The organism is Roseomonas acroporae, assembly GCF_023223525.1.
GTDB lineage: Bacteria > Pseudomonadota > Alphaproteobacteria > Acetobacterales > Acetobacteraceae > Roseomonas_E > Roseomonas_E acroporae.
On the sequence record NZ_JALPRX010000086.1, the window covers coordinates 54,340 to 69,711 of the forward strand.

Below are 15,372 nucleotides of genomic sequence, written 5' to 3' on the forward strand. Positions count from 1 at the left end.
GGGGAACGCCCATGCACATCCGCCCGCCCTCCCCTTCTCCCGCGCCGCCGGTCGGCGCCGAGGCCGTGCCCGACAGCTTCGGCATCAACCTCCACCGCGCCGACCCCACCCTGGCGCGCCTCGCCGGCCTCTACCTGCCGGCCGACCTCGCCGCCCACCTCGCGCCGCATCTCGACCGGCTCGGCGCGCTGGCCGGCGGCGAGCTGGACGCGCTGGCCCGCGAGGCGGACCGCAACCACCCCGTCCTGCAGCCGCGCACAAGGCGCGGCGAGGACATCCAGCGCATCGACTACCACCCGGCCTACCGCGCCATGGAGCGGCTGGCCTTCGGCGAGTACGGGCTGGCCGCCCTGTCGCACCGCGCGGGCGTGCTGGGCTGGAAGGCGCCGATGCCGGCCGCCGCCAAGTACGCGCTCACCTACCTGTTCGTGCAGGCGGAATTCGGCCTCTGCTGCCCGGTCAGCATGACCGACAGCCTGACGCGCACGCTGCGCAAATTCGGCGCGCCCGAGCTGGTCGCCCGCTACCTGCCCGCGCTGACCAGCCAGGACCTCGACGCGCTGAGCCAGGGCGCCATGTTCATGACCGAGCAGGGCGCGGGCTCCGACGTCGGCGCCACCGCCGTCATGGCCGCGCCCAACCCGGACGGCACCTGGGCGCTGACGGGCGACAAGTGGTTCTGCTCCAACGCCGATGCCGGCCTCGCCATGGTGCTCGCGCGCCGCGCGGACGGCCCGCCCGGCCTCAAGGGCGTCTCGCTCTTCCTGCTGCCGCGCACCCTGCCGGACGGCTCGGCCAACCGCTACCGGATCGTGCGGCTGAAGGACAAGCTCGGCACCCGTTCCATGGCCAGCGGCGAGGTGCGCCTCGAAGGGGCGACCGCCTACCTCGTCGGCGATCCCGGCGCGGGCTTCCGGCAGATGGCCGACATGGTCAACAATTCCCGCCTCTCCAACGGCGTGCGCGCCGCCGGCATGATGCGCCGCGCGACCACGGAGGCGATCTTCATCGCCACCCGCCGCGTCGCCTTCGGCCGCCGCCTGATCGAGATGCCGCTGATGCGGCGCCAGCTTTGCAAGATGCTGGTCCGCGCCGAGCAGGCGCGCAGCATGATGTTCCAGACCGCCGACGCGCTGCGCCGCGCCGATGCCGGCGAGGATGGCGCCTACCCGCTGCTGCGCATCCTGACGCCGCTCATCAAGTTCCGCGCCTGCCGCGACGCGCGCATGGTCACCGGCGACGCCATGGAGGTGCGCGGCGGCTGCGGCTACATCGAGGAATTCTCCGACGCGCGGCTGCTGCGCGACGCGCATCTCGGCAGCATCTGGGAGGGGACGAGCAACATCGTGGCGCTCGACGTGCTGCGCGCCGCGCAGCGCGAGGGCGCGCTGCCGGTGCTGCGCGACCATGTGCGCGGCCTGCTCGGCAATGCCGGCACGCTGCCCGAGGCGCCCGCGGCGCTGGACCGCGCCGTGGCCCTCGCGGAGCGCGCCCAGGCGGAGCCGGCGCTGGCCCGCCAGGCCGCCTCGGCGCTCTACCACCTCACCTCGGCCGCCGCGATGGCCTGGGAGGCGGCGCGCCTGAACGACCCGGACCGCGCCGCCCTGGCCGCCATGGTGCTGCGCCACCGCGTGCTGCCGCGCGACCCGCTGGAGGCCGGGGACCCGGATGCCGAGGCCGCCGCCACGATCCTCGCCAACGCGGCCGCGGCGCTGGAAGCGGGGCTGCCGGCATGATCGCGCGCCGCTCGGCGCTCGCCGCGCCCCTCCTCCTCGCCCTGCCCGCGCGGGCGCAGCCCGCCGGCAACGCGCGCCCGGTCACGCTGGTCGTGCCCTTCGCCCCCGGCGGCCCCACCGACCTGATCGCCCGCCGGCTCGCCCTCAGCCTGCACCCGCTGCTCGGCGAGACCGTGCTGGTCGAGAACCGCGCCGGCGCCGGCGGCAATGTCGGCGCGGAAGCGGTCGCCCGCGCCGCGCCGGACGGGCGCACCGTGCTGTTCGGCACCTCCGGCCCGCTCGCCATCAACAGGGCGCTCTACCCAGGCCAGACCTACGACCCGGTGAAGGACTTCTCGCCGATCGCGCCGCTCGGGCGCATCCCCAACGTGCTGGCGGTGAACCCGAACATCCAGGCGCGCGACGTGCAGGCGCTGATCGCCCTGGACAAGGGCGGGGAGCGGCTCTCCTTCGGCTCCTCCGGCAACGGCGCCTCCTCGCACCTCGCCGGCGCGCTGTTCAACCGCATGGCGGGGACGCATTTCGAGCACGTCCCCTATCGCGGCACCGGCCCGGCGCTGAACGACGCGCTGGCCGGCCACGTCGCCATGGTGTTCACCGACGTGCTGACCGCGCTGCCGCACGTGCAGGAGGGCCGGCTGCGCGCCCTCGGCGTCACCACGCTGCAACGCTCGCCCGTGCTGCCGGACCTGCCCACCATCGCCGAGCAGGGGCTGCCCGGCTACGACGCCTCGGTCTTCTTCGGCCTCGTCGTGCCCGCCGCGACCCCGGCCGCCGCGCGCGAGACGCTGCGCGCCGCCCTCGCCAGCGCCCTGGCCGAGCCGGAGCTGCGCCGCACGCTGGAGGGCCAGGGCATGCAGATCGCATCCGCGATCACGCCGGGCGCGCTCTCCGCGCTGATGGCCGAGGAGACGGAACGCTGGGCCGTGGTGATCCGCGACACCGGAGCGCGGGCCGACTGACGGCCGCCGGCGGGGGCCCCGCCCTCGCCTGCCCCGCCCTCGCCTGCCCCGTCCGCCGGAAGGCCCGGTCTCCCGGGCCTCCGCCGGCATCGGCGGTCGAGGCATCCGGGCCTTGCTCCCGCGCGTTTCCGGGGGCCTCGGGGCGAGAAGGCCCGGCCTGGAGATGCGCCGGGCGAGACGGACGGGGCGAGACCTTCCCCGCGGGAACCGGAACCGTGCCCGGAGGCCCCCGTGCCGGCCACGCCGTCTTCGTTGCCGCCTTGATCCGGATCAAGGCGCCCCCTTGCCGCACCGAGCAACTTCCCGCGCAGCAGCGGGCACGGCCCGCCTGAAAGCAGGAAGAAGATGCGCAAGGTTCTTGCGGGCCGCGTCGCGGCTGTCGCTCTCGCCCTCGGTCTCGCCGCCACTCCCGCGCTGGCGCAGCAGCAGAATCCGATGACCCTCTCCAACCCGGTCCGCGGCTTCCAGGCCGGCGACATCCTGGTGCGTGGCCGCGTCCTCGTCGTGGCGCCGGAGAATGGCGGCCACACCGACATCGGCGGCCGGCCCGGCGCCAGCACCACCGCGACGCCCGAGGTGGACCTCAGCTACTTCATCCTGCCCCAGCTCTCGGTCGAGCTGATCGCCGGCACCACCTACCACGACCTGACCCTGCGCAACTCGGCGATCGGCAACGTCGATCTCGGCCACACCTGGCTGCTGCCGCCGACCCTGACGCTGCAATACCACCCGCTGCCGCGCGAGCGCTTCAGCCCCTATGTCGGCGTCGGCGTGAACTACAGCATCTTCTACGGCCAGGGCGGCACCCGCACCCCGCCGGTGAACCGCGTCGCCATCGACAACACCTGGAGCCTCGCGCTCAACGCCGGCCTCAACTACGAGATCAACGACCGCTGGGTCGCCAACCTCGACCTCAAGCGCCTCTTCCTGGAGCCGAACGTCAGCGTGAACAGCGGCACCATCCGCGGCCGCGTCGACCTCAACCCGTGGATCGTCGGCATCGGCATCGGCTACCGCTTCTGATCCCTCGACGCGGGAGCGGCCGACACCATCCCGCGCCGTTCGGGGCGCTCTTCGCTGCCCCCCGGCTGCGCCCCGATCGGAACGCCCCGGCCGCCACCGCGCGGCCGGGGCGGCGCCGTGCCGCGCTACTCCATGATCGCCTGATAGACCACCGCGTTGATCACCCGCCGCAGGTGCTGCCGCGTCAGCCCCGGCGCCTGCGCCATCAGCACCACCGCCAGCCGCTCCTTCGGATCGACCCAGAAGGTCGTGCCGTAGGCGCCGCTCCACGACCAGTCGCCCGGATTGCCGACGATGTTGGTGTCGCGGTCGCTGCCCCGCACCGCGACGGTCAGCCCGAAGCCGTAGCCCGCGCGCGTCGGGTCGGTGTTCCCCACGCCCGGCCGGATTTCCGGCCCCATGTGGTCCGAGGTCATCGCCGCCACGGTGCGCGGCCCCAGCACCCGCGCCCCGTCCAGCACGCCGCCATCCAGCATCGCCTGGGCGAAGCGGAGGTAGTCGCCGACGGTCGAGACGGCGCAGCCGCCGCCGCATTCGAAGCGCACCGGCTTCGTGCGGTCCGGCATGCCCTGCGGCTGCCCGGTCAGCGGGTCGCGCGGCAGGGCGCGGGCCAGCCGCGCCGCCTTCTCCGGCGGCACCAGGAAGCCCGTATCGGCCATCCCCAGCGGCCGGAACAGCCGCTCCTCCAGGAACGCGCCGAGTCCCTGCCCGGAGACCTGCTCCACCACCCGCCCGAGCACGTCGATCGAGAGGCTGTAGTCCCACACCGTCCCCGGCTGGTACAGCAGCGGCGCCGCCGCCAGCCGGTCGATGAACTCGGCCCCCGTCAGGTTCTCCCCCGCCCAGTTGGAGGAGGCCGGGTAGAGCCGGTGCACCGGCGTCTCGCCGCGCCCGCCATAGGTGATGCCCGAGGTGTGGCGCATCAGGTCCAACAGCGTGATCGACCGCCGCGCCGGCACCGTCGCGATCGCCGCGGATGCCCCGGGCGCGGCCCCGGAGGCAGGACCAGCGGCGGGACCGGTGGCGGGGCCGGCCTGGCCGCCCGCCGCCGGACCGGCCGGCGTCGCCGCCGGCACCGCCCCCGGGACTCCGCCCGGCGCGCCCTCGCCCGATGCCGCCACCCGCCGGTTGCCGAGTTGCGGCAGGAACCGCTCCACCGGATCGCCCAGCGCCAGCCGCCCCTCCTCCAGCAGCATCAGCGCGGCGACGCCGGTCAGCGGCTTGGTCATCGAGGCGATGGCGAAGATCGCGTCCAGCGGCATCGGCGTGCCGCGCTCGCGGTCCAGATAGCCGACCGCCTCGTAGTGGACGAGCTTCCCGCGCCGGGCGATCGCCACCACCGCGCCGGGAATCGTCCCCGCCTCGACCTCGCGCCGCAGCGCCGCGCCGACCCGCCCCAGCCGCTCGGCCGACATCCCGACCGTGCCGGGCTCGGCGCGCGGCAGCGGGTCGGCCGCCCGCGCCGGCATCGCCGCCAGCGCCAGCATCGCCCCGGCCGCGCCGATCCTGCCGAGTCGCCGCAACCCCGTCTTGCGCGCCATCCTGCTTCCTCCCCGTTTTGCGGCCCCGCCGCGCAGCGCTTCCCGGCGCCGCCACGGCACGACCGATCGGCGCAGGATGGACCAGCCCGTCCGGCCGATGAAGCCGCCCGACCCCGCATCCCGATTCCACTCCCTCCGTCCCGCGCTTTCCATGCGCCACCGCTGTGGGCGTCCGGTGGTCGCCCGTCGTGGGTCGTTCCCGGTCCGTGCGGCAGCCCGGCGCTCCAGGCGGGGGCCGGGAACGCGCGGCGGCCGGCCAGGCACCCCGTCGGGCCGATTCCCCGGACGACCCAGCCGGCAGCCCCCACTGATCCTGGCGGTTCGAGGGCTTGGCGCGGCTTCCCGGCCGGTCCCCGCGCTACGGCCAGACGGGTGCGCCATCCAGCCCGGCGGTTTCCGGCAGCCCGCAGATCAGGTTCGCGTTCTGCACCGCCTGGCCGGCCGCTCCCTTGCCGAGATTGTCGACCACACCCATGGCGATCACCAGGTTGCGCGCCGGATCGGCCGCATAGCTGACGAAGGCGAGGTTCGAGCCGGTCGCCCACTTGGTCTGCGGCGGCCTGTCGGTCACGCGGACGAAGGCCCGCCCGGCGTAGAAGCGCCGGGCCGCGTCCAGGCACTGGTCCGTGGTGGCGCGGCCGCGGCAATAGACGGTGGCGAGGATGCCGCGGGTCATCGGCACCAGATGCGGCGTGAACACCAGCCCGGCCGCGCTGCCGCCGCTCAGCCGCTCGATCGTCCTGGCCATTTCGGGCATGTGGACGTGCCGGAGCAGGCCATAGGGCACCAGGTTCTCGTTGCTCTCGGCGTAGCCGAACCCGCTGTCGGCGCCGCCCCGCCCGGCACCGGAGATGCCGGTCTTGGCGTCGATCACGATGTTCTCGGGCTCGATCAGCCCGTCGGCCAGCAGCGGCGCCAGCGCGGTGAGCGTCGCCGCGGGAAAGCAGCCGGGGTTGGCAACGCGGCGTCGACCCTCGATCCGGTCCGGCCAGACATCGGCCAGGCCGTAGGCCCAGCCTTCGGCGTAGCGGTGGTCGCCGCCGATATCGACGATCTTCACCTCTTCGGGGACGCGCGCCAGCGCCGCGGCCGAGCTGCCCGTGGGCAGCGACGCGAACAGCACGTCGAGCTGCGGCAGGGCCTCCGGGTCCCATCGCTCGATCACCAGCCCGGCCAGCCTGGCCGGCACACCGGGAAAGCGTTCTCCCAGCCGGCTGCCGGCGCTGCCCTCGCCTGCGGCGTGGACGAGCTCGAAGGATGGGTGGCTTGCGACGAGGCGCAGCGCCTCGCCGCCGCCGAAGCCGCTGATCCCGACGATGCCGACGCGAAGGCGCATGGTGGTGTCCTGTTGCTGGAGAGAGGGCAAAGAAAAACCCCCGGAGCCGGAGGCTGCGGGGGTTCGGAGATGCGGGCTGATGCCGCCTTGGAGGCTGGGCCGCTAGGGAGCGGACCTCGCCGGGGGAGGGGCCGGTCTGCACGCAGCCGCGAAAGCCGCCGCTGGGAAGCAGCGACGGCGTCGGTTCGCGGTGCGGCGGTGCGGGCCACTCATGGGCGCAGGTTAGTGGTCCGCCGGAACGGCCGTCAACGAGGGTGTGTCGTGCTCCCACTCTGCCAGGACGGCGCGCGGTCGGATCGGGCCGGTCGAGGAGAGATCGGCGACGGCCCGCCACCCCGCCCGCGCGACCCTTCGCCCCCGTCCCGCGGCCGCCCGCGCGCCGTCGCGCCGCACCGAAGCCCCTTGCCTCCCGCCCCCCGCACGGGCCACTTGGGACGAAAGCCCGCAGCCCGGGCAGCGAACCCCGCCGGCACGGCCCCGCGCCGCGTCCGCCCCACGCCACCGGCCTCCTGAGGCCGCTTCCGGAGACGCCACCCATGGCCGACACCCCCCGCCCCGTGATGCTGGCGATCCTGGATGGCTGGGGCTGGCGCGAGGACGACGCCGACAACGCCGTCCGCCAGGCCCACACCCCGACCTTCGACCGGCTCTGGGCCACCGGCCCGCACGCCTTCCTGCGCACCTCCGGCCACGATGTCGGCCTGCCGGACGGGCAGATGGGCAATTCCGAGGTCGGCCACCTCAACATCGGCGCCGGCCGCGTCGTGATGCAGGACCTGCCGCGCATCGACCGCGCCGTCGCCGACGGCTCGATCGACCGCCTGCCCGCCGTGCAGTCGATGATCGCGAAGCTCAAGAGCACGCGCGGCACGCTGCACCTGATGGGCCTGCTCTCGCCCGGCGGCGTGCACAGCCACCAGGACCACGCCGTGGCCCTCGCCCGCGTCTTCGCCGAGGCGCACATCCCGGTGGTGCTGCACGCCTGGACCGACGGCCGCGACACGCCCCCTGAATCCGCCCCCGGCTTCCTCGACCGCTTCGACCACGCCCTGCCGCGTGTCGGCAGCATCTCGATGGGCACGCTCTGCGGCCGCTACTACGCGATGGACCGCGACAAGCGCTGGGACCGCGTGGAGAAGGCCTACCGCGCCATGGTGGAAGGCATCGGCCAGCACGCCTCCGGCGCCATGGCGGCGGTGATCGACGCCCACAAGCGCGGCATCACCGACGAGTTCATCGAGCCCACCGTGATCGACGGCTACGCCGGCATGAAGGACGGCGACGCCCTGCTCTGCTGGAACTTCCGCGCCGACCGCGTGCGCCAGATCCTCGGCGCCATGCTCGATCCCGGCTTCGGCGGCTTCCGCCGCACCCGGATGATCCGCTTCTGCGCCGCCGCCGGCATGACCGAGTACTCGAAGGAACTCTCCGAGCGGATGGACGTGCTGTTCCCGCAGCAATCCATGCAGGATATCCTGGGCGAGGTGGTCAGCCGGGCCGGGCTGAAGCAGATCCGCATGGCCGAGACCGAGAAGTACCCGCACGTCACCTACTTCCTGAACGGCGGCGAGGAGACGCCCTACCCGGGCGAGGACCGCGTCATGGTCCCCTCCCCCAAGGTCGCGACCTACGACCTGCAACCCGAGATGTCGGCGCCCGAGCTCACGGAGAAGGCGGTCGAGGCGATCGGCTCCGGGAAGTACGACCTCGTGGTCCTCAACTTCGCCAATGCCGACATGGTCGGCCACAGCGGCAACCTCGCCGCCGCGATCAAGGCGTGCGAGGCGGTCGACACCGGCCTCGGGAAGATCGTCGAGGCGATCGGCAAGGCCGGCGGCGCGCTGCTCGTCACCGCCGACCACGGCAACGCGGAGCTGATGAAGGACCCCGTCACCGGCGGCCCGCACACCGCGCACACCACCAACCCGGTGCCGGTGCTGCTGTTCGGCGGCCCGCAGGGTGCCGCGCTCGCCGATGGCCGCCTCGCCGACCTCGCGCCAACGCTGCTCGCGCTGATGCACCTGAAGCAGCCCGAGGCGATGACCGGCGAGTCCCTGCTCCGTCGCTGAGGCGGCGCGGCCGCCCGGCGCCGGCCCGGGCGGCCCGCATCCCGGCAAGGCCCCGACCCGCCGGGGATGCCGCGCGGCGAACCGCCGCCCGCGCCGCCACCGCCGCCCGCGTCACGCCTGCTGCGCACCGACACGAAACCGCAGCGCCGCCGTCATGCACACTTCACGCCGTGCCGCCGCAGGCTGCCTTATGTGCTGCCTCCGTGATGACCGCAGCAGGCCAGACGAATCCTCGGATGATGACGAACGCATCGCCCGACGCCTTCCGGCGCTACCGCACGATCTTCATCTCCGACACGCATCTCGGCACGCGCGGCGCCCGCGCCGACTTCCTCGCGGACTTCCTCAGCCGCGTCTCCTGCGACCACCTCTATCTCGTCGGCGACATCGTCGACGGCTGGCGACTGCGCCGCTCCTGGTACTGGGACGGCATGCATGACGAGGTGCTGCGCCTGATCCTGCGCCACGCGCGCGGCGGCACCGCGGTCACCTACATCCCCGGCAACCACGACGAGATGCTGCGCGACTGGCTGCCGCTGGGCCTCGAGGTCGCCGGCATCCGCCTCGCCCGCGAGGCGGTGCACGAGACCGCCGACGGCCGCCGCCTGCTCGTCATGCACGGCGACGAGTTCGACAGCGTGGTGCGCTACTACCCCTTCCTCGCCCTGCTCGGCGATGCCGGCTACACGGCGGCGCTGGTGGTGAACCGCTGGTTCAACGCCGCCCGCCGGCGCCTCGGCTACCCCTACTGGTCCTTCTCCGCCTGGGCCAAGCAGCGCGTGAAGGAGGCGGTGAAGGCGATCGACCGCTTCGAGGTCGCGCTCGCCGGCGAGGCGGCGCGCCGCGGCCTGGACGGCGTGGTCTGCGGCCACATCCACCATGCCGAGATGCGCGACATCGGCGGCACGCTCTACCTCAACGACGGCGACTGGGTGGAGAGCTGCACCGCGCTGGTCGAGCATCCGGACGGCACGCTGGCGCTGGTCGACTGGGCCGCCGAGAACCGCTTCTCCTTCTTCGACGCGCCGGCGCGCCGGGGCGCGACGCCGTCCGGGGCGGAGCCGGTGCGCGAGCCGGCGTGACGCCGTCCCTGCTCGCCGAGGCGGCGCCCGCGCGCGAGACGGCACGCCCCGCCGCCGCGGCGGCGCCCGCCGCACGCATCCTCATCGTCTCCGACGCGTGGGAGCCGCAGGTGAACGGCGTGGTGCGCACCCTGCGCAGCACCGCCGCCGCCCTCCGCGCGCGCGGCCACGCCGTCGAGGTGATCGGCCCCGACCGCTTCCGCTCCCTCCCCTGCCCCACCTACCCCGAGATCCGCCTCGCGCTCCGCCCGCGCCGCGCCCTCGCGCGCATGATCGGGGATTTCGCGCCGGACGCGCTGCACATCGCGACCGAGGGCCCGCTCGGCTGGTCCGCGCGGCGCTGGGCGATGGCGCGCGGCCTGCGCTTCACCACCGCCTTCCACACGCTGTTCCCGGAATACCTGCACGCCCGCACCGGCCTGCCGCCGCGCCACGCCTACGCCGTGCTGCGCCGCTTCCACGGCGCCTCCGCCGGCACCATGGTCGCGACGCCGGCGTTGCGCGACATGCTCGCGGCGCGCGGCTTCGACGGGCTGCGCCTGTGGTCGCGCGGCGTGGACACCACGCTCTTCCGCCCCGTTCCCGGCGCCGGCTGGGGCCTGCCGCGCCCGGTCTTCCTGCATGTCGGCCGCGTCGCGGTGGAGAAGAACATCGAGGCGTTCCTGGCGCTCGACCTGCCCGGCAGCAAGGTCGTGGTCGGCGACGGCCCGCTGCTCGCGGCACTCCGCCAGCGCCATCCCGGCATCCGCTTCGCCGGCGCGCTGCACGGCGCGGCACTCGCCACCGCCTATGCCGGCGCCGACGCGCTGGTCTTCCCCTCGCGCACCGACACCTTCGGCCTGGTGATGCTGGAGGCGCTCGCCTGCGGCATCCCCGTCGCCGCCTACCCCGAGGACGGCCCGCGCAACCTGCTCGCCGGCCACCCGGAGATCGGCGCGCTGGACGAGGACCTGCGCGCCGCCTGCCTGCGCGCCCTCGGCGCCGACCGCGCCGCCTGCCGCGCCCATGCCGAGCGCTTCTCCTGGGATGCCTGCGCCGCCCTGTTCGCCGCGCACCTGGTGCCGCTGCGGGACTGACGCCGCGACTGACGCCACCCCGGGCAGGAGGCGGCGCCCGTCGTCACGGCGCGCCGCAATCGTCGGGCGCGGGCCGGCCGGCGAAGCGGTCCGCCATCCAGTCGACGGCCGGAACGGCGCTGTCCGTGGCGATGAAGCCGTGGCCGACACCGGGCAGGACGAGGCGGCGCACCGCGCTGCCGGCGCGGCAGAGCCGCCGCGCATAGTCCGCCGTTACCGTCGGCCTGACGATGGCATCGGCGCCGCCCTGCGCCAGGAAGACCGGCAGGTCGGGCGGCAGCGTTCCCGGCGTGTTGTCGGCGAGCAACGCCCGCCAGGGCTCGACCGCGGTGAGGTCCGGCACCGCGAGGAAGGAGCGCCCGAGCGGCCGCGCGGTGCGCTCACGGATCAGCAGGTCCAGCGGACTCTCGATGCATTCCTGCGCCAGCGCGTCGATGACGGGCATGGCCTGCGGCGTGGCCACGCGCTCCAGCGGCGCGTCGAAGACACGCGCCCAGGACCACAGCGTCATCGCCGTCAGGTTCCTGCCGGCCGGGGTGCCGATGTCGTCGTCGAGCAGCACGCCGATCTCGGTGGCCGGGGCCGCGGCCGCGACGCCGAGGAGACGCAGTTCCGGCGCGTAGTCGCGTGCCAGCAGCCCGGTGTAGAGCGCGGCGTGGCCGCCCTGGGAATGCCCCCAGACGACGAAGCGGTCGCCCGCCGCCGCCCCGGGAAAGCGCTGCGCCGCCCGCACCGAGTCCAGCACGGCCCGGCCGGCGCTGGTGCCGACGAGGTAGGGGTGCGGGCCGGCCGTGCCGAGCCCCGGATAATCCGTGGCGACGACGACGTAGCCGCGCCGCACCATGCTCCGCAGGCCCTGGATCATCTGGAACACGAGCAGCGCGCGCGAGGGCGCGCAGCGCGGCACCACGCCCGTGGTCGGGTGGGCCCAGGCGACCACCGGCCGGCCGCCGTCGGGCGCGGCCCCGGCGGGAATCACGATCACGCCGGAAACCGCGACGGGCTCGCCCCGCAGCCCGGTCGAGCGGTAGAGGATGCGGTAGGCCGAGGCGCCGAGGGGCGCGCCGTCGAGGGGCTCCCAGCGGATCGGCGTGCCGGGCGGGCCGGCCAATTCCTGCGGGCCCGCCGCGTAGAAGTCGGACAGGGCCGGCAGTCCCGGCGGGGCTGCCGCCGTGCAGGCCAGGAGGCCGCATGCCAGCAGCGCCGCCGGGCCCCGCGGCCAAGCCCCGCCGCGGCGCACGGGCCGCGGCGGGGCCGATCCCGCGGCGGATGCCCGTCTCCCCAACCCGCGCCCGCGCGCCGCCACCCGCAGGGCGCGGCGCCCCGCCATCAGGAGGCCCGCCGCCACCCGTCCCAGCCGGCCGGCCCCCATGGACCGTCCGAAAGCGGCGAGCCGGTCTCCGCCGTGGCCGGCATCGCCATTCCCGAGCATCGGCATCGCCGCACCGCACCGTCCACCAGCGCGTCGCCATCCACGCTCCGCGCGGCGCCCCGCACGGGCATGGCGGTCGCCCTTCCGGCCCGGCCACCGGCCGGCGAAGCGCGCCCGACACGGCGACTCCATCGCGCCGCCAATCTGGCATGGCGGGCCGGACCCGCGAAGCCGGCGGCGTCCCCGGCCGCCCGGGCCGGATGCAGGCTGCCGGCGCGCGTCAGGCCGCCTCGCGCACCGCCCCCGTCCGGCTCTCCGCCCCGTCCGGCCGGTAGAACCACACGCTCGCCGGCGGGACGTTCAGCGGCGTCCAGGCCCGCCGCACCGCGCTCAGCCCGTGCCGGCGCGCCGGCAGCGGCGAGGTGATGCAGTAGCTGTAGTGCAGGAAGCCCCGCCCCGGCGCCACCGCCACCATCGCGTCGATGAAGCGGCGCTGCTCCGGCGGCGGCAGCAGAACCAGCGGGATGCCGCACACCACGCTGCCGATCCGCCCCCGGAAGCGCGTCGGCAGCAGCGACGGCAGGGCGCGCGCATCGCCCTCGACCACCGTCACGCCGGGCAGCGTGGCGCGCAGGTGCGCGCACAGGTCGGGGTCGATCTCCACCACCGCCAGCCGCTCCGGCCCCAGCCCCGCGCCGAGCAGCGCCCGCGCCATCACGCCGGTGCCGGCGCCGAGTTCCAGCACCGCGCGCCCCGGCTCCGGCCAGGCATGCCGCACCACCCGCCGGCACAGCGCCGGCGAGGAGGGCACCACCGAACCCATGCGCAGCGGATGCGCCGCCCAGCGGCGCAGGAACAGCCCGACGCCGCCCCGGGCCGGCGCGGCAGGCGAGGCCCGTCCGGGCGCGGCCTCCGGCACGGCCTCGGTCCCGGCGGCACCCGGCAGGGCGCCGGGCCTCGGCAGGGTGCTGGACAGGGTTTCGTTCATGCGACTCTCCTGCATGGCCGGGGGCGCCCAGGAGGGGTATGGATCGCCCCTGCTCCGGGGATGCGTCCGGCATCCGCCGGGGAACCGGCCGGGGAGTGTCGGGATTATCGCCGGCCGGCGACGCCGGAATGACACCGGGACGACACCCGCGTGACGCCCGCCCGCCACCCGGCGGACCGGCACGGCGCAGCCGGCCCTGCCGACCGCCGCCTGCCCCGCTGCATCGCTCCCCGCCGCCCCCCTTCGCGCCTCGCCCCCCGATCCATCCAGCCCGACGCCTCGCCCGTCCCGCCACGCCACGCGCGACCGTCCGCCCCTTCGCCGCGCGCCGCCCGCGATGCGTGCGGACCGTTGCCCGGCCGCCACGCCGGCCCCGAATGGCGGGCCGGCCGCCGCGCCGGCGGCACCGTCGTGGCGAGCCGGCCACGGAGCCGCTACCCTCGGCACCATGCCCGGCACCGCGGCGCGACGCGCCGCCTGCGCCGCCCCCCCGCCGTCCGACGCCGCCCGGTGCCGGCCGTGCCCGGGGTGGCGCCCCGCAGGCCCCTCACCTCCGTCACCGCTCTCCCCGGCGGCGCCCGGCCTGCCGGCCGCGCGGCATGCCGTGCCGGCAGGGCCGCGGCCGGCGCCGTGGCCCGCCGCAGGGCGGCAGCGTTCCGGCCTGCTGCCGCGCCGCTGGACGTCGCCTCCGGGCCCTGCCTGCCGCCCCGTCCCGGCGCCTTTCCTGCCCGCGCTGCGGCCGGCGCTGGTCCTGCTGCTGCTCGCCCTGCCCGGCATGGCCGCCGCCGCCCCGCCTTCCCTCCCGGAAGCCCGGCGCGACGCCCGGCGCGCCGCGCTGGCCAGCGAGGAGGCCGCCCGCGCCGCCCGCGAGGCCGCGGCCGAGGAACGCCGGCTGGCCGAGCGCCGGGTGCTGGCGGCGCAGCGCACGCAGGAAGCCGAGGCGCAGGCCGAGGCGGCACGAGCGGCCCTCGCCGACGCCGAGGCGGCCCGCGACGCGGCCGAGGCGGAGCATGCCCGCCGCGCCGCCGCGCTCGCCCCGCTGGTGCCGGTGATGCGCCGCCTGGCGCTCTGGCCGGCCGAGACGCTGCTCGCCGTGCCCGCGCCGCCCGAGGAGGCGCTGCGCGGGGTGCAGCTTCTCCAGGCCCTGGCGCGCCACATCGAGACCGAGGCCCGCGCCCTGCGCGCCGCGCGCGCCGAGGCCGACCGGCTCTCCCGGCTCGCCCAGGCCGAGTCCGGGCGTCTCGCCGCCGCCCGCCTCGCCGCCCGGCAGGCCGGTGCCGCGCTGGATGCCGAGCTGGCCGCCGCCCGGCAGCGGCGCGGCGATGCCGAGGATGCCGGGGAGGAGGCGGCCCGGCGCGCCGCCCGTGCCGCCGCCCGTGCCACCGACATCGAGCAGGCGATCGCCCGGCTGGCGCGCGAGCAGGCCGCCGCCGCAGCCCGCGAGCGTTCCGCCGAGGCCGCCCGCCGACGCGAGGAGGCAGAAGCGCAGCGCCGACGCGAGGAGGCGGAAGCGCAACGTCGGCGCGAGGAGGCGGAGGCGCAGCGTCGGCGTGGCGTGGCCGAGGCGGCACGCCATCAGGCCGAGGCGCCGGCCGAGGCCCGCCCCGCCCCGCCCCGCCCAGCCGAGCCGGCCGCCGCCCCGGAACCGGCCCGCCCCCGCGCGGGCGGGCGGATGATGCCGGTGATCGGCACCGTCACCCGCCCCTTCGGCGCGTCGGGCGAGGGCGGCCCCTCCCGTGGCCTGACCGTCGCCACCGCCGCCGGCGCCCGCGTGGTCAGCCCCTGCTCGGGCCGCGCGGTGTTCTCGGGGCCATTTCGTTCCTTCGGCCTGTTGTTGATTGTGGATTGTGGCGAGGGGTACCATTTTGTGTTGGCCGGCCTGGAGCGGCTGGATGCCTCGATCGGGCAGCGCCTGCTGGCGGGAGAGCCTGTCGGCGTGGTGGGGCCGGCCGGCCCCCGGGCGTCGCGCGCCACCCTCTACGTGGAGTTGCGGCGCGGCGGGCGGCCGATCGACCCCCGCGCCTGGGCCGGAGGCGGCTGAGGCGGGCCGGATGGCCCTTCCCCGCGTCCGGCCGGCGGGATCGCCGGATGGGACCGCCGGGCGGGACTGTCCAGACGGGACTGTAAGGTGGGCCCGCCAGAAGGTGGGCCTCCCAGACAGGGCGGCATCGGGGCCGGTCCCGCGGG

Annotated in this window: 11 protein-coding genes; 7 read left to right on the top strand and 4 right to left on the bottom strand. The window is 76.0% G+C overall.

Annotated elements, in window-relative coordinates:
* Positions 1-11: 11 nt before the first annotated feature.
* The 3 genes from M0638_RS19195 to M0638_RS19205 all read left to right on the top strand — a co-directional run bounded on the left by M0638_RS19195 (position 12) and on the right by M0638_RS19205 (position 3,721).
* Complete coding sequence (locus M0638_RS19195; RefSeq protein ID WP_248668619.1) at positions 12-1,736, top strand: acyl-CoA dehydrogenase family protein; 1,725 nt, start codon at positions 12-14, stop codon at positions 1,734-1,736.
* Positions 1,733-2,698 carry a tripartite tricarboxylate transporter substrate-binding protein gene (locus M0638_RS19200; RefSeq protein WP_248668620.1) on the top strand — a complete coding sequence of 322 codons (966 nt, stop codon included), beginning with the start codon at positions 1,733-1,735 and terminating at the stop codon, positions 2,696-2,698. Before M0638_RS19195 ends, M0638_RS19200 begins: the two co-directional genes overlap by 4 nt.
* A 345-nt stretch (positions 2,699-3,043) precedes the next feature.
* Positions 3,044-3,721: an OmpW/AlkL family protein gene (locus tag M0638_RS19205; RefSeq protein WP_248668621.1), complete on the top strand. Its 678-nt coding sequence runs from the start codon at positions 3,044-3,046 to the stop codon at positions 3,719-3,721.
* 125 nt (positions 3,722-3,846) lie between these two features.
* Here M0638_RS19205 and M0638_RS19210 read toward each other — a convergent pair whose 3' ends face one another.
* Positions 3,847-5,262, bottom strand: a complete 1,416-nt coding sequence (locus M0638_RS19210) for a serine hydrolase domain-containing protein (RefSeq protein WP_248668622.1) — start codon at positions 5,260-5,262, stop codon at positions 3,847-3,849.
* A gap of 358 nt (positions 5,263-5,620) precedes the next feature.
* Entirely contained in the window at positions 5,621-6,598 is a 978-nt protein-coding gene (gene argC, locus M0638_RS19215; protein WP_248668623.1) for an N-acetyl-gamma-glutamyl-phosphate reductase, read from the bottom strand.
* A gap of 536 nt (positions 6,599-7,134) precedes the next feature.
* On the opposite strand from argC, the gene gpmI reads away from it, so the two are divergent.
* The 3 genes from gpmI to M0638_RS19230 all read left to right on the top strand — a co-directional run bounded on the left by gpmI (position 7,135) and on the right by M0638_RS19230 (position 10,825).
* Complete coding sequence (gene gpmI, locus M0638_RS19220) at positions 7,135-8,667, top strand: 2,3-bisphosphoglycerate-independent phosphoglycerate mutase (RefSeq protein WP_248668624.1); 1,533 nt, start codon at positions 7,135-7,137, stop codon at positions 8,665-8,667.
* A 236-nt stretch (positions 8,668-8,903) separates the two neighbouring features.
* Positions 8,904-9,749, top strand: a complete 846-nt coding sequence (locus M0638_RS19225; RefSeq protein WP_248668625.1) for a UDP-2,3-diacylglucosamine diphosphatase — start codon at positions 8,904-8,906, stop codon at positions 9,747-9,749.
* A gap of 77 nt (positions 9,750-9,826) precedes the next feature.
* The gene (locus M0638_RS19230; RefSeq protein WP_248668632.1) at positions 9,827-10,825 is read left to right on the top strand and encodes a glycosyltransferase family 4 protein; all 999 of its coding nucleotides are present in this window, start codon (positions 9,827-9,829) and stop codon (positions 10,823-10,825) included.
* Positions 10,826-10,868: 43 nt separating this feature from the next.
* Here M0638_RS19230 and M0638_RS19235 read toward each other — a convergent pair whose 3' ends face one another.
* A complete protein-coding gene (locus M0638_RS19235) occupies positions 10,869-11,936 on the bottom strand; it encodes an alpha/beta fold hydrolase (protein WP_248668626.1) in 1,068 nt (355 codons plus the stop codon).
* A 541-nt stretch (positions 11,937-12,477) separates the two neighbouring features.
* Positions 12,478-13,185: a class I SAM-dependent methyltransferase gene (locus tag M0638_RS19240; protein WP_248668627.1), complete on the bottom strand. Its 708-nt coding sequence runs from the start codon at positions 13,183-13,185 to the stop codon at positions 12,478-12,480.
* 604 nt (positions 13,186-13,789) lie between these two features.
* Here M0638_RS19240 and M0638_RS29145 point away from each other — a divergent pair.
* Positions 13,790-15,226, top strand: coding sequence for a murein hydrolase activator EnvC family protein (locus tag M0638_RS29145; protein WP_248668628.1), 1,437 nt, complete (start codon positions 13,790-13,792; stop codon positions 15,224-15,226).
* Positions 15,227-15,372: the final 146 nt, after the last annotated feature.